15 protein-coding genes and 1 pseudogene are annotated in these 14,152 nt (G+C 70.1%); 7 read left to right on the top strand and 9 right to left on the bottom strand.

Annotation, left to right across the window (positions count from 1 at the left end; translation table 11 throughout):
* Positions 1–47: 47 nt before the first annotated feature.
* Positions 48–446: a VanZ family protein gene (locus E5843_RS01145; RefSeq protein ID WP_141066116.1), complete on the bottom strand. Its 399-nt coding sequence runs from the start codon at positions 444–446 to the stop codon at positions 48–50.
* Between the two features lie 5 nt (positions 447–451).
* Positions 452–1,648 carry a class I SAM-dependent methyltransferase gene (locus tag E5843_RS01140; protein ID WP_141065565.1) on the bottom strand — a complete coding sequence of 399 codons (1,197 nt, stop codon included), beginning with the start codon at positions 1,646–1,648 and terminating at the stop codon, positions 452–454.
* A gap of 94 nt (positions 1,649–1,742) precedes the next feature.
* Here E5843_RS01140 and E5843_RS01135 point away from each other — a divergent pair, with 94 nt between their 5' ends.
* The gene (locus E5843_RS01135) at positions 1,743–2,492 is read left to right on the top strand and encodes a pteridine reductase (RefSeq protein ID WP_141065564.1); all 750 of its coding nucleotides are present in this window, start codon (positions 1,743–1,745) and stop codon (positions 2,490–2,492) included.
* A gap of 81 nt (positions 2,493–2,573) precedes the next feature.
* Here E5843_RS01135 and E5843_RS01130 read toward each other — a convergent pair whose 3' ends face one another.
* The 5 genes from E5843_RS01130 to tsaD all read right to left on the bottom strand — a co-directional run bounded on the left by E5843_RS01130 (position 2,574) and on the right by tsaD (position 6,998).
* A complete protein-coding gene (locus E5843_RS01130; RefSeq protein ID WP_134675214.1) occupies positions 2,574–3,407 on the bottom strand; it encodes a DUF6159 family protein in 834 nt (277 codons plus the stop codon).
* Between the two features lie 104 nt (positions 3,408–3,511).
* A complete protein-coding gene (folK, locus tag E5843_RS01125; protein WP_136411574.1) occupies positions 3,512–4,012 on the bottom strand; it encodes a 2-amino-4-hydroxy-6-hydroxymethyldihydropteridine diphosphokinase in 501 nt (166 codons plus the stop codon).
* A 57-nt stretch (positions 4,013–4,069) separates the two neighbouring features.
* Positions 4,070–5,392 (bottom strand): mechanosensitive ion channel family protein, encoded by a 1,323-nt coding sequence (locus E5843_RS01120; RefSeq protein WP_243733162.1) that lies wholly within the window; start codon positions 5,390–5,392, stop codon positions 4,070–4,072.
* A 53-nt stretch (positions 5,393–5,445) separates the two neighbouring features.
* A complete protein-coding gene (folB, locus tag E5843_RS01115) occupies positions 5,446–5,802 on the bottom strand; it encodes a dihydroneopterin aldolase (protein WP_134675217.1) in 357 nt (118 codons plus the stop codon).
* A 158-nt stretch (positions 5,803–5,960) separates the two neighbouring features.
* Positions 5,961–6,998 (bottom strand): tRNA (adenosine(37)-N6)-threonylcarbamoyltransferase complex transferase subunit TsaD, encoded by a 1,038-nt coding sequence (tsaD, locus tag E5843_RS01110; RefSeq protein ID WP_134675218.1) that lies wholly within the window; start codon positions 6,996–6,998, stop codon positions 5,961–5,963.
* 205 nt (positions 6,999–7,203) lie between these two features.
* On the opposite strand from tsaD, the gene rpsU reads away from it, so the two are divergent.
* From rpsU to E5843_RS01080, 6 genes are all read left to right on the top strand, one after another.
* Positions 7,204–7,419, top strand: coding sequence for a 30S ribosomal protein S21 (rpsU, locus tag E5843_RS01105; RefSeq protein WP_024889019.1), 216 nt, complete (start codon positions 7,204–7,206; stop codon positions 7,417–7,419).
* 142 nt (positions 7,420–7,561) lie between these two features.
* Positions 7,562–8,008, top strand: coding sequence for a GatB/YqeY domain-containing protein (locus tag E5843_RS01100; protein WP_136411573.1), 447 nt, complete (start codon positions 7,562–7,564; stop codon positions 8,006–8,008).
* The gene (locus tag E5843_RS01095) at positions 8,008–8,499 is read left to right on the top strand and encodes a GNAT family N-acetyltransferase (RefSeq protein WP_136411572.1); all 492 of its coding nucleotides are present in this window, start codon (positions 8,008–8,010) and stop codon (positions 8,497–8,499) included. The genes E5843_RS01100 and E5843_RS01095 overlap by 1 nt, the downstream gene beginning before the upstream one ends.
* Positions 8,500–8,598: 99 nt before the next feature.
* On the top strand, positions 8,599–9,582 hold the full coding sequence (locus tag E5843_RS01090; RefSeq protein ID WP_208542761.1) for a YihY/virulence factor BrkB family protein: 984 nt from the start codon (positions 8,599–8,601) through the stop codon (positions 9,580–9,582).
* A gap of 112 nt (positions 9,583–9,694) precedes the next feature.
* Positions 9,695–11,434 carry a DNA primase gene (dnaG, locus tag E5843_RS01085; RefSeq protein WP_136411571.1) on the top strand — a complete coding sequence of 580 codons (1,740 nt, stop codon included), beginning with the start codon at positions 9,695–9,697 and terminating at the stop codon, positions 11,432–11,434.
* 192 nt (positions 11,435–11,626) lie between these two features.
* Positions 11,627–12,181 (top strand): cytochrome b, encoded by a 555-nt coding sequence (locus E5843_RS01080; RefSeq protein ID WP_134675222.1) that lies wholly within the window; start codon positions 11,627–11,629, stop codon positions 12,179–12,181.
* Positions 12,182–12,194: 13 nt separating this feature from the next.
* Here the strand turns inward: E5843_RS01080 and ligD are convergent.
* A pseudogene (gene ligD, locus E5843_RS01075) lies at positions 12,195–13,055 on the bottom strand (non-homologous end-joining DNA ligase); the annotation flags it as partial.
* 57 nt (positions 13,056–13,112) lie between these two features.
* The gene (gene ku, locus E5843_RS01070; RefSeq protein ID WP_136411570.1) at positions 13,113–14,069 is read right to left on the bottom strand and encodes a non-homologous end joining protein Ku; all 957 of its coding nucleotides are present in this window, start codon (positions 14,067–14,069) and stop codon (positions 13,113–13,115) included.
* Positions 14,070–14,152: the final 83 nt, after the last annotated feature.

Below are 14,152 nucleotides of genomic sequence, written 5' to 3'. Positions count from 1 at the left end.
ACGCCAGCAGGGTCAGCGCGGCTGCCGGGACCGCAGTCCCCACCCACTCAGCTGCGTGCCTGCTCCAGCCGCAGCAACGCGTCGCGCCACGGTGTCAGCCGCAGCGCCAGCCCCGCGACCACGCCCAGCGTATTGGCGAGCGCATCGGCCGGATCGGCCATGCGGGTCGCGGTGAGCGCACCCTGCGCGTACTCGATGCCGATGCCCAGCAGCACCAGGCCGATGCCCGCGCCCATCAGCGCCGCCCAGCGCGCGTACAGCTGCACCGCGCCAACGGCGAGCACCGCGTAGGCGAGGAAGTGCCCGAGCTTGTCGCTGTTGTCGACCGGCGGCATCGGCGGCGGTGGCGACAGCGACACCGCCACCACCGCGGCGATCGCCGCGATCCACAGCCCCGCCCACAGCCACGGCCGGCGGAACGGCTTGAGCGAGCGGCCCAGCCGCAGCCGGGTCACAGCCGGTGGCTCAGGTCGCCGGCGAGGAAGGCATGGTCTAGGTCCACATCGCGCGCGAAGCCCATCACCTGGAAGCGCTCGCCCATGGCGTCGGGATGGGTCAGCTGCTTGACCTCCTGGCGCAGGCGGTAGCGCGCGGCTTCGTCCCCCGCACCGGCTTCGCATTCGACCAGCAGGCGGTCGATCCCGTTGCCGAGCAGGAAGCTGGCCTGGTTGCAGTAGCCGGCGAAGTCGAAGCCGGCCCCGGTGCCGGCCTCGGCCAGCGCGGTGAAGTCCACCGACGCAGTGAGGTCCTGCAGCCCCGGATTGGCGAGCACGGCGCTGCCGACGCGGTGGCGGCTGAAGGCGCGCAGGGTGCCGTCGCGGCGTTCCGGGCGGTAGTAGTCGCGCCGCGCGTGGCCGTAATCGACGAACAGCATCGCGCCGTCGTCGAGGCCGCCGATCACCGCCTGGATCCAGTACGGCAGCTGCGGCAGCAGCTCGGAGCGGTAGCCGTCGGCGAACGGCGCCTCCAGCTGGCGTTCGACATGGCGCACCGCTGCCGCCAGCAGCGCATCGGCGGGCCGGTCAGTGATCGCGAATGCGCCCTGCGCATCCACGGCCACGTGTTCCTCGAACACCTCGCCGCCACGGATCGCGAAGCGCGGCGTGGGCAGCGCGTCGATCACCTCATTGGCGAACAGCACGCCACGCCATGGCTCGTGCAGCGGGCCATCCAGCCAGGTGACGCGTGCAAAGACATCGGCCGGCAGTGCGCGCCGCAGGTGCTCGCGCTGGCGCTCGCGCAGGTCTGCACTGGGCTCGAGGATGGCGTAGCGCGCAGGCATCGCGCCGAGCGCCAGCAGGCGGCCAATCGCGTGTTCGGCGAAGCGGCCGCTGCCACCGCCGATCTCGACGAACTGCGCGTCGGCACCGAGCTGGCGCAGCACCGGCGCGACCGCCTCGGCCACCGCGCCCGCGAACAGCGTGCCGAGTTCGGGTGCGGTGACAAAATCGCCCTCGGCGCCGAACTTGGCCATGCCGGCGCTGTAATAGCCCAGGCCCGGCGTGTACAGCGCCAGCTCCATGAAGCGATGGAACGGGATCGCACGATCCGGTGCGGCGTGGATCTCGGCGCGGATCAGCGCTTCCAGGCGCGCGCTGAGCGCGTAGGCGGCCTCGGGCAGGTGGGTGTGGGGGTCGGGCATCGGCATGCATCACGGGGGCGGCCTACAGGATAAGCGAGCGCGCCTGCACGCCTGCCGACGCGGAAGGTATGGTGGCGGGCCACGACCGATCCGCGATCCCATGGCCGACCGCCCCGTCCCCGTCGCCCTCGTCACCGGCAGCGCGCACCGGTTGGGCAATGCCATCGCCCGCCGCCTGCACGCCGCCGGCTACGACCTCGCCCTGCATTACCGCAGCGAGCGGCCGGAGCTGGCCGCGCTGGTGGCCGACCTCGAAGCCGCGCGCCCGCGCAGCACGCTGGCGTTGCAGGCCGAACTGACCGACATCGCATGCCTGCCGCAGCTGGCCGCGCAGACCATCGCCCGCTTCGGCCGACTCGACGCGCTGGTCAACAACGCCTCGTCGTACTTTGCCACGCCGCTGGGCGCGGCCACGGCGGACGACTGGGACCGCCTGTTCGCGAGCAATGCCCGCGCACCGTTCTTCCTCATCCAGGCCGCTGCACCGCATCTGCGCGCCGCGCGCGGGGCCGTGGTCAACATGACCGATATCTATGCCCACCATCCGCGCCCGGACCATGCGCTGTACTGCATGGCCAAGGCGGCACTGGAAGCGGCCACGCGTTCACTGGCGCTGGACCTTGCACCGGAGGTGCGGGTCAACAGCGTCGCGCCCGGTGCGATCCTGTGGGGCGACGGCGCCGGCGACGACGACGCGCTGCGCCAGCAATCGATGCTCGCACGCACGCCACTGGCACGTACCGGCACCCCGGACGAGGTCGCCGGTGCGGTGCTGTGGCTGCTGCGCGATGCGACCTACCTGACCGGCGAAAGCCTGCGCGTGGACGGCGGCCGGCTGGTCGCCGGCTGAGTAGGAGCGGCCCATGGCCGTGACTTCCCACGCCGGATCCCTTGTGCCAGCGCGTCGCGGCCGCTGGCCGCTCCTACGACATCAGGCCCGCGCGCGGAACGCCTGCTCCAGCGCAGTCGACTGGAATCCGGCGGGCGCCTCACCGGTATGCGCATAGCGGTGGAGCACCGCCGAGTACACGCCGCTCAGCGCCGACTGCACCACGCCCAGCAGCAGCACGGCGATCGCGAACAGGCCGCCGACCAGGATCGCCAGGCCCAGCCAGGCCTTGGCCGCGAGCACGGTCAGCACGATGCCGACCACGATCGTGGCGCCGCTGATCAGCCCGAACGCCGCACCGATGCCGACATTGCCGATCGCGTTCTCGCCCCAGGTCTGCTTGAGCAGGCGCACGCTCTCCTTCAGCGCATCGATCGGCCCGACGTCGCGGCTGACCAGCACCGGCACCACCAGGAACGTCGCCAGCGTCCACGCCGCGCCGAGCAGGCCGCCAAACATGCGCACCAGCACATTGCCCTCGCGGTTGCGCAGCGACTGCAGCAGCACGCCCACGGTGGCGGCGATCGCCGCGTAACCGAAAATCGCCGGCAGTCGCGCCCGTGCCGCGCGCAGCCCGTCACCGAGCCCCGGGTCGCCACCATCGAGGCGGATCATCGCGGCCGCCACCAGCGCGCAGTTGAAGAAGATGATCACGCTGTACTGGCAGAAGTAGAACAGCAGGCCGACCGCGATCGCCCCGACGCCCCAGCTGCCGGAGAAGCCGCCGAACACCGACATCGGCAACAGGAACGTCGCCAGCACCACCAGCGTGCACATGCCCGAGATCACCGGGAACAGCATCAGCTCCTTGTCGGAGCGCAACACCGCCGCACTCGCCTTCACCAGCGCCCAGCTGCGCGAGAACTTCTCCAACATGGCCCACCTCCCCTGTCGACGAACGGAATCGTGCGCCGGCGCTGCAAACCCACGCAAGCGCCGGAAGTCACCAGACGCAGTGGCGCGGGCGATGTGACCGCGCGCTACGTCGCTGAGGGCGGCAGGGTGAGTGGCTCCATCGGCAAGCCGCGTTCCGGCGAGGCGTCCCACAGCTGGGCCAGCGTGTGTCCGCTGACCGGCTCGACCATCCCGGGCGCGATCTCGGCCAGCGGCCGCAGCACGAACGCATGGCGCAGGTCCGCACGCGGCAGGCGCAACCGCCCGGGGCCGTCGATGACCAGCTGGTCGAACAGCACGATGTCGATATCGAGATTGCGGTTGCCGTAGCGCGGCCCGCTGCGGTCACGCCCGTGCGCGTCCTCGAGCGCATGCAGCCACGCATCGAGCGCGTGCACGTCGAGCGTGGTGCGCACGACCGCTGCCGCGTTGACGAAATCCGGACCATCGAAGCCGACCGCGCGGGTGCGGTAGAACGTGGACAGCACCACCTCGCCGAACTCCGCGCGCAGCGCGTGGACCGCGGCGGCGAGGTGGCGTTCGGGCTCGACGTTGCTGCCGAGGCTCAAACAGGCGGTATGCGGCATGGGGCGCTCCGGATCGGGGCGCCATGATCGCGCAGCCGTGGCCCGGGCGCGATGCCTTCAGTGCGCGTCGGGTGCGTCCGGCGACGGCTGTGCAGCGGCGAACGCACGCGCCGGTTGCGCGACCCCGCCATCGCCCTCGAGATGGCGCAGGTGCACTTCCACCGCGGCATCGCTGTGGGCCTGGAACACGCTCAGGCCGAACTCGGGCAGGATCGCCAGCAGATGGTCGAAGATGTCGGACTGGATGCCCTCGTAGACCGCCCAGCGCGTATCCGCGGTGAAGCAGTAGATCTCCAGCGGCAGGCCGGTCTCGGTCGGCTGCAGCTGGCGCACCAGCAGGGTGAGGTCCTGGTTGATGCCGGGATGGCTGCCCAGGTAGTGCTGCACGTACGCACGGAAGGTGCCGAGGTTGGTGACCCGGCGATGGTTCACCGGCTCGGCTCCGCGCGCGGCCAACGCGGCATTCCATTCGTTGAGCTCCGCCTCCTTGCGATCGAGGTAGTCGTCGAGCAGCACGAAGCAGCGGAAGCGCTGCACCTCGTCGGGTTCGAGGAAACGCACGCTGCGCTGGTCGATATGCAGCGCGCGCTTGATCCGGCGGCCACCGCCCTCGGACATGTGGCGCCAGTTCTTGAACGCATCCGAGACCAGCTTCTTGGTCGGCACCGTGGTCACGGTGCGGTCCCAGTTGCGCACGGTGATGGTGTGCAGGGCGATGTCGATGACGTCGCCGTCGGCGTTCTGGCCCGGCATCTCGATCCAGTCGCCGATGCGCACGCGGCCGTCGTTGCTGATCTGCACGCTGGCCACCAGCGACAGGATGGTGTCCTGGAAGATCAGCAGCAGCACCGCGGTCATCGCGCCGAGGCCGGTGACGATGTGCAGGAACTCCGCGCCGACCAGCGTCGCCACCACCGAGATGCCGACCAGCACGAACATGATGATCTTGGCGACCTGGAAGTAGCCCTTGATCGGCTTGTTCTGGGCGTCGGGCCGGCGCTCGTAACTGCGGTTGATCGCATCGAGCACCTTCGACACCGCCAGTGCGATGGTCACCACCACGAACACCTGGCACAGCGCCTTGACCACCGCGACCAGCTGCGGGTGCAGGTCGGGGACCATCGAGATGCCGGCCGCGATCACCAGCGCGGGCACCACGTTGGCCAGCCGCGGCACCACCTGCATGCGCACCTGCTGGTCGTGCTGTGCGCCGCCCAGCGCGGTGCGTTGCAGCAGCTGGCGCAGGCCGCGCAGCAGGATCCGCTTGGTGACGAAGTTGGCCAGCCAGGCGAGCAGCAACAGGCCCGACAGCACGATGGCGGTGTACGCCCAGGGATACGGCGCCAGCACCTCGTTGAGCTGTGCGAACTGCGACTGCATGGGCATTCGACCTCCGGTTTGCGCCGTGCACGGCGCCGATGCCGGGACCGGTATCAGGCCTGCCGGCTGCGTTCGATGATGACGCCGACCGCGCGCGCGCCGCGCACCGCACCCGGCTTCGAGAGCTTCAAGCGTAACCAGTCGACCTTGAACTCATCGATGACGATCTGCGCGCAGCGCTCGGCCAGCGTCTCCACCAGCCCGAATTCCGACGCCTGCACGTAGGCGATCAGGCGCTTGCTGACGGCCTTGTAATTGAGCGTATGGGCGATGTCGTCGCTGGCGGCGGGCACGCGGTTGTCGAAGCCCATCTCGAGGTCGAATACCAGCGTCTGCCGGATCCGCCGCTCCCAGTCGTAGATGCCGATGAGTGCCTCGATCTCGAGGCCTTCGATAAAGACTTTGTCCATGGGAGCCGTGATTGGTGATTGGTGATGATGGTGATTCGGAACCGACGTGCGCCCACAGCTTAGCGGGCGGCTCGTGGTGTGCCGTGGCGTCCGGCAAACAGGATCACCCCGACGCAGTCTCGCAACCGCTCTCCGAATCACAAATCACGAATCACCAATCACCTCGCTGGCACCAGCGGCGACAGCGTCGCCATGTCCCAGCGCGGCACCGCGCGCACGCTGGCGTCGTCGTGCTGGCCGGCGTCGAGGCGCAAGGCGCCGGCGAAGGCGATCATCGCGCCGTTGTCGGTGCACAGCGCCGGGCGCGGGAAACAGGCACGGCCGCCGCGCTGCGCGCACATCGTGGTGAGGCGTTCGCGCAGGCGCCGGTTGGCGCCCACGCCGCCGGCCACCACCAGGGTGTTGCTGCCGGCCGCATCGAGCGCACGTGCGCATTTGATTGCGAGCGTCTCCACCACGGCATCCTCGAAACCGCGCGCGATGTCGGCGCGGGTGGCGTCGGACTGGTCGCTGTCGCGCCAGGCCAGCAGCACCTGGGTCTTCAGGCCGCTGAAGCTGAAGTCGAGGCCCGGACGGTCGGTCATCGGCCGCGAGAACCGGTACGCGCCCGGCGTGCCCTGCTCGGCCAGCGCGGCCAGCTGCGGCCCGCCCGGGTACGGCAGGCCCATCATCTTGGCGGTCTTGTCGAAGGCCTCGCCGGCGGCATCGTCGAGGGTTTCGCCGAGCAGGCGGTAGCTGCCGATCGCCTCCACCGCGACCAGCTGGGTGTGGCCGCCGGACACCAGCAGGGCCACGAACGGCGGCGCCGGCGGATCGTCCTCGATCAATGGCGCCAGCAGGTGGCCTTCCATGTGGTGCACGCCGATCGCCGGTATCTCCAGCGCCCAGGCCAGCGAACGTGCCACCCCGGCGCCCACCAGTAGTGCGCCGACCAGCCCGGGACCGGCGGTATAGGCAACGCCGTCGAGGTCGGCAGGCGTCATCCCGGCCTGGGCCAGCGTCTCGCGGATCAGCGGGACGAGCTTGCGCACGTGGTCGCGGCTGGCCAGCTCGGGCACCACGCCGCCGTATTCGGCATGCAGCGCGATCTGGCTGTACAGCGCCTGCGCACGCAGGGCGGCGGCACCGCGCAGTACGGTGTCGTACACGGCGACGCCGGTTTCGTCGCAGGAGGTTTCGATGCCGAGGACGCGCATGGGCAGGCTCCGGGCCGGTCGGCCAGCGGGCGGCCGGAACAGGCGATCACGCCCGGTCATGCCGAAAAGTGGGGACCGTCTTGCAGGCGGCCACGCAGGCCCGGTATCATACGCGGCTCTCCCGCCGGGGTGGCGTGCCTATGCGCCCCGCGACGGCCGGGATGCCGGCCCCGCCGGCCGGTCACCCACTTTCCCAGAGATCCCTATGCCAAGCGTCAAAGTCCGCGAAAACGAGCCGTTCGAGTTTGCCCTCCGCCGCTTCAAGCGTACCTGCGAGAAGGCCGGTGTGCTGGCCGAAACGCGCAAGCGCGAGTACTACGAGAAGCCGACGCAGGAGCGCAAGCGCAAGGCCGCGGCTGCGGTGAAGCGCCAGGCCCGTCGCGTGTCGCGCGACGTCACCAAGCGCCAGCGCCTGTACTGAGTCGTCGGTTGCCGGTCGCGGCGCGGGTCTTCGCGCGCACCGGTACCCGCCAGAAGCCGGCACGCGCAAGCGTGACCGGCTTTTCTGCGTTCCCGCCGCCCGCATCCGCGCTCGGCCGTCCGATTCCGATGGAGCCATCACCATGACCCTCAAGCAGCGACTCACCGACGACATGAAGGCCGCGATGAAGGGCGGCGACAAGGCCAGCCTTGGCGTGATCCGGCTGATCAACGCCGCGATCAAGCAGCGCGAGGTGGACGAGCGCATCGAGCTCGACGACGCCGCCGTGCTGGCGGTGCTGGAGAAGATGGTCAAGCAGCGCCGGGATTCGGTTACCCAGTACGAGGCCGCCGCGCGCGAGGACCTGGCCGCGATCGAGCGTGCCGAGATCGTGGTGATCGAGCGCTACCTGCCGGAGAAGCTCGGCGAGGCCGAGATCCTGGCCGCGATCAGTGCCGCCATCGCGCAGACCGGCGCCGCCGGCCCCGCCGACATGGGCAAGCTGATGGGCGTGCTGAAGCCGCAGCTGGCCGGCCAGGCCGACATGGGCGAGGTCTCGAAGCTGGTCAAGCAGAAGCTCGCCGGCTGATGGCGGCCGACGCGTCCCGCCTGCGCCCCGCCACGCAGGCCGACGTCGCCCTGCTGCTCGCCTTCATCCGCGAGCTCGGCGACTTCGAACGCCTCGCCCATGAGGTGGTCGTCGACGAGATGGTGCTCGCCGACAGCCTGTTCGGCGCGCGCCCGGCGGCGGAAGCGGTGATCGCCGAGGTCGACGGCGAGCCCGCCGGCTTCGCATTGTTCTTCCACAACTTCTCCACCTTCCACGGCCGCCGCGGCCTGTACCTGGAAGACCTGTACGTGCGCCCGGCCTTCCGCGCGCGCGGCATCGGCCGCCAGCTGATGCACCACCTCGCCCGCACCGCGGTCGAGCGCGGCTGCGCGCGCTTCGAATGGTCGGTGCTGGACTGGAACACCGACGCGATCGCGTTCTATCGCGAACTGGGCGCGGTCGGCCTCGACGGCTGGACGGTGCAGCGCGTCGACGGCGACGCCCTGCAACGGTTGGCCGCGGCCGCCTGATCCGCGCCACCGCGCGTACGCACACCGGTGGCGCACCTACACGGCGCACGCACGTGCGCTGTTGGCATCCTCGCCGGCGACGCCGCATCCCAGGTCGCCATGTCCGGAACCCGCGCGAAATTCAAGCGCCAGATCGAGCGCCTCCAGCACAGCCTGCCGGTGGCGCTGGCACGGCGCTTCGTCGAGATCGACCTGCTCACCCAGGCGGCCTCGCTGTCGTTCTTCGCCCTGCTGTCGCTGGCGCCGCTGCTGGTGCTGCTGCTGTGGCTGGCGGCGTCGCTGTACCCGGAAGCGCAGGAGCAGCTGATCGAGCAGCTCGGGGCGATTGCCGGCAGCGCCGCGCAGGAAGTCGCGGGCACGGTGCTGCGCAACGCCCGCGACCAGCCCGACATCGGTTCGCTGGCCGGGATGTGGAGCACGCTGCTGCTGTTCATCGGCGCGACCACGGTGTTCGCGCGGCTGCAGGGCACGCTCAACCTGATCTTCCATACCAGCGGGCAGACGCTCGGCGGCATCCTCGTGTTCCTGCGCAAGCGGGTGTTCTCGTTCGGGGTGGTGTTCGCGCTCGGCTTCCTGGTGATCGTGTCGACGGTGCTGTCGGCGGTGATCGAATGGATCTTCGCCGGCGTGCCGAGCCTGCTGCCGTTGCTCGGCATCGTGATCTCGCTGGCGATCTATGCCTTCGCGTTCGCCCTGCTCTACCACTACCTGCCGGACCGGCGGGTGCGCTGGCAGCAGGCCTTCCTCGGCGGGCTGATCACCGCGGCACTGTTCATGCTCGGCCGCTGGGCGATCGGCGTGTACATCGCGCGCGCCGCGCCCGGCAGCGCCTACGGCTCGATGGGCACGCTGGTGATCCTGCTGGTGTGGATGTACTACGCGGCGATGGTGTTCTTCGTCGGCGCGCTGATCACCGCGGTCATCGACGAACGCGCGCAGATCCGCTGCGGCGAGATGCCGCCCGAGCAGGAGGACTGCTGGCCGCAGGCCGAGGCGCCGGAGGAACCGCAGGTGTACCCGACGACGCTGGCCGTCGATCCTCCGCCGGCAGCTCCGCCACCGCGCGACGCCCGCAACCCGTAGCCCGTAACCGCCTGCGTCCGTGCGTTGCCGCCCCGGGCGACGCCGGCTGACGGGCGCGCCGCGGCCGCTCGAACGGCGGCGGGGCCCGAGGCCGGCGGCATACACTAGCGCGATGGCCCGCATCCCCGACGCGTTCATCGACGACCTGCTCGCGCGTACCGACATCGTCGAGGTGGTGGGCGCGCGCGTGCCGCTCAAGCGCAAGGGCCGGGAGTACTCCGCGCCGTGCCCGTTCCACGACGAGCGCACGCCGTCGTTCTACGTGTCGCCGGTCAAGCAGTTCTACCACTGCTTCGGCTGCGGCGCGCACGGCACCGCGATCAGCTTCCTGATGAACTACGACCGCCTCGAATTCCTCGACGCGGTCGAGGAACTGGCGCGTGCGGCCAACATGGAGATCCCGCGCGACGAGCGCGCGCGTACGCCCGACGACGACACCCGCGGCGTCTACGACGCACTCGAGGCCGCCGCACGCCACTACCGCAACGCGCTCGCCGCCAGTCCGGCCACCCAGGCCTATCTGGACGGCCGCGGCGTGGACCTGGAGATCCGCGAGCTGTTCGGCATCGGTTATGCACCGGAAGGCTTCTCCGCGCTCAAGGACACGCTGGGCACCGACGAGCGCCGGCTGAAGCTGCTCGAGCGCGCCGGCCTGCTGTCGAAGAACGACCGCGGCCACACCTACGACAAGTTCCGCGACCGGGTGATGTTCCCGATCGCCGACCGCCGAGGCCGCACGATCGCCTTCGGCGGCCGCGTGCTCAAATCGGATGACGGTCCCAAGTACCTCAATTCACCGGAGACCGCGCTGTTCCACAAGGGCCGCGAACTCTACGGCTTGTGGCAGGTGCGCCAGGCGCAGCAGAAGATCGCGCGGCTGATCGTGGTCGAGGGCTACATGGACGTGGTCGCGCTGTTCCAGCACGGCCTGCGCGAGGCGGTGGCCACGCTCGGCACCGCCACCACCGCCGACCATGCCGAGCTGCTGTTCCGCAACGCGCCCGACGTCTACTTCTGCTTCGACGGCGACGCCGCCGGCCGCCGCGCGGCATCCAAGGCGATGGAATCGGTGCTGCCACGCACGCGCGATGGCCGCCAGGCGTTCTTCCTGTTCCTGCCCGAAGGCGAGGATCCGGATTCGATCGTGCGCAGCGAGGGCACGGAAGGCTTCGAGGCGCGCCTGCGCGACGCGGTGCCACTGTCGCAGTTCTTCTTCGACCAGTTCTCCGAGGGCGTGAACCTGGGCACGCTCGATGGCAAGGCGCGGCTGGCCGAGCGCACGCAACCATTGCTGGCGCAGATCCCCGATGGCGCCTTCGCCGACCTGATGCGCCAGCACCTCACCACCCTTACCGGGGTCGGTGCGCGCAACGAAGCGGCCCCGGCGCAGGCGCCGACGCGACGCATGCGCACCGGCCGCGGCGTGCCTGCACCGAAGCGCAGCCTGGTGCGCACGGCGATCACCCTGCTGCTGCAGCGTCCGGCGCTGGCGCTCGACACCCCCGATCAGGCACAGCTGGCGGGCCTGCGCCAACCGGGCGTTCCATTGCTGGTGGAGCTGATCGACCTGGTGCATGCACGGCCCGACATCAGCACCGGCATGCTGCTGCAGCATTTCGAGGGCCGGGACGAAGCCGCGTCGCTGCACAAGCTCGCCACCAGTGAGATCCCTGGCGATGCCGAGTCATGGCGGCAGGACTTCGCAGGCGCGGTTGCGCAGCTGGTCAAACAGACGAAGCAGCAACGGGTGGACGACCTGATGCTCAAGTGGCGCGAAGGTGGCTCGCCCTCGGCGTTGAACGCGGAAGAGCACAGCGAACTGCGGGAACTGCAGCAGGCCATTAGGAACTAGTCGCAGCGTCGCCCGATGCCGATGTGGCCGTGGCAGACGTATTTCGGCAGATCGAGCCAGGACCATCGACGCTCACGCGCCAGCGCACCACCACGTTTGACATGCCTGCACGGGCAGGCTGAACTGCGTGGTCGCCGATGCGGCTGCCGACCGCTCGCTGTCCCGTTACCAACACCCCGCACAGGAACACGCATGTCCCGCTGGCTCGACACCCCGCAACGCTATGGCCTGGTCACCCGCATGCTGCACTGGACGATGGCGGCACTGCTGTCCTGGCAGTTCGCGGGCATGGCGGTGAAGAACATCGTAGGGCGGCATCCGCTGACCGCGTTCATGGTCGGCAGCCATAAACCCATCGGCACCCTGCTGTTGCTGCTGGTGCTGCTGCGCGGCGCCTGGGGCCTGTCGCAGTGGGCGCGGCGTCCACCGCATCCCCGTTCATTGCTCGGTCGTGGCGCGGCCGCGGGCCATGCGCTGCTCTATGCGCTGATGGCCTATATCCCGGCAGTCGCCCTGCTGCGCGAGGCCGGCTCCGGGCGCGGCTTCGCCCCGTTCGGCATCCCAGTGTTCGCGGCCACCGGCCAGAAGATCGAATGGATGCTGGCGCCGGCCAACCTGTCGCACGGCGTGCTGGCGTGGACGCTGTGCGCGCTGATCGTCGGCCATGTGCTGATGGTCGCCCTGCACCAGCTGTGGATGCGCGACGGCACGCTGGCGCGCATGGCCGGGCCGCTGCGTCAGCGCTGACGCGCGACGCGGTTCAGACGTCGGGGACGTCCGGCAACGCCTGGTCGCAGGCATCCCCCCAGCCGGGCCACTCCTCTCCACGCAACGCCGTGGCGCGCCGCAGCGCACGCCGCAGGTCGTAGGCGTCGCCTGACCCCGCCCGCGCGAGTTCCTCCCAGCGCACCGGCACCGCCACGCCGGCGCTCTCGCGCGCGCGCAGCGACCAGCTCGACACGCTGGTCTGCCCGCGCGCATTGCGCAGCCAGTCGATGAAGATCACGCCGTCGCGCTTGGCCTTGCTGGCGGTGGCGACGTAACGGTCCGGACGCTGCTGCGCCATCGTGTTGGCCAGCGCCTCGCAGAAGCCGCGCGCCTCGTCCCAGGACGGGCCGGGCCGGATCGGCACCACCACGTGCACGCCTTTGCCGCCCGACAGCCGCGCGAAACCCTCCAGGCCCACGGCCGCCAGGCGCTTGCGCACGTCGCGCGCCGCGGCGGTGATCGCCTTCCAGTCCACCCCCGGGCCGGGATCGAGATCGAACACCAGCCGATCCGGGCGCTCGAGATCGTCGGCCATGCTGCCCCACGGATGCAGCTCCAGGGTGTTCATCTGCACCAGCTCGAGCAGGCCCTCGACGCTGTCGATGGCCACGTAGCAGGCCTCGTCGCCATCCTTCTCGCGCAGCGGGATTGCCCGTACCGCCCCGCCCAGCGCCCGCGCGTGATGCTTCTGGAAGAAGCACTGTCCGCCCACGCCGCCGGGACAACGCAGCAGCGACAGCGGCCGACCGCCGACATCGGCCAGCACGCGGTCGGCCACCGCGCGGTAGTAGTCCGCCACCTCGCGCTTGGTGATGCCCATGCGCGGATAGACGACCCGATCCGGGCTGGTCAGTCGCGCCGGCGCGGCGGCGGCGTCGGTGGAATCGTCGTTACGACGGGCGGCCACGGCTCAGGCCCGTTTGCGCGCGGCCGACTTCTTCGCCGGCGCCTTCTTGGCGGCGGTCTTCTTCGTCGCTGCCTTGCGCGGCGCCTTCTTCGGCGCAGGCTCGGCCGCGGCTTTCTTCGCCAGCGCCTTGGTGGCGGCGGCCTTGCGTGCCGGCGTGCGCCGGTTGCGGTCGATGCTCTGCTGCAGCAGCTCCATGAAATCGACCACGTTGGTGGCCGCGTTCTCGCCGACGGGGGATTCGGCGTCCTCCTGCTTCTCGACCACGCCGTTGGCCTCCATGCGTTTGCGGATCACCAGCTGCAGCCGCTCGCGGAAGTCGTCGGTGTACTGGCTGGGGTCCCAGGGCGCGGCCATGGTCTCGATCAGCTGCTCGGAGAACGCCTGCTCCTTGTCGGTGATGCGGAAGCCCTTGGCGTCGGCTTCGGGCAGCGTGTACTCGGAGATGTCCACCAGTTCCTGCGGGAACCGCATCATGATCAGCAGCAGGGCCTCGCCGCGTGGCATCACCGCGCACAGGTGCTCGCGGGTGCGGATCACCACCCGCGCGATGCCGGCCTTGCCGGTGCGGGTCAGCGCCTCGCGCAGCAGCACATAGCCCTTCTCGGCCTTCTTCGCCGGCACCAGCACATAGGGCTTCTCGAAGTACTGCGGGCTGATGTCGCAGGCATCGACGAAGGTGTCGACATCGATCGAATCGCGGCTCTCCGGCGCCGCGGCCTGGATGTCCTCCGGCTCCAGCACCACGTAGCTGTCCTTGTCGTACTCGTAGGCCTTGACGATGTCCTTCCACGGCACCTCGTCGCCGGTGTCGGCATTGACGCGCTCGTAGCGCACGCGCGCGTTGTTGCGCGAATCGAGCATGCGGAACGACAGGTCGGTCCTGCGCTCACCCGCCATCAGCGAGACGGGGATGTTGAGCAGCCCGAACGACAGGGTGCCGCTCCAGATCGGTCTGGCCATGGGGCGCTCCGGGGCCTTGAAGGGAGATCGAGTCTCGGGCGGCTGCCGTGAGCCGTGCGTCAACCGCGGCGGCCAGGACGCAA

Source organism: Luteimonas yindakuii, assembly GCF_004803715.2.
GTDB lineage: Bacteria > Pseudomonadota > Gammaproteobacteria > Xanthomonadales > Xanthomonadaceae > Luteimonas > Luteimonas yindakuii.
The sequence above is the reverse complement of the archived record's forward strand: the minus strand, read 5'-3'. Positions and strand labels throughout refer to the sequence as shown.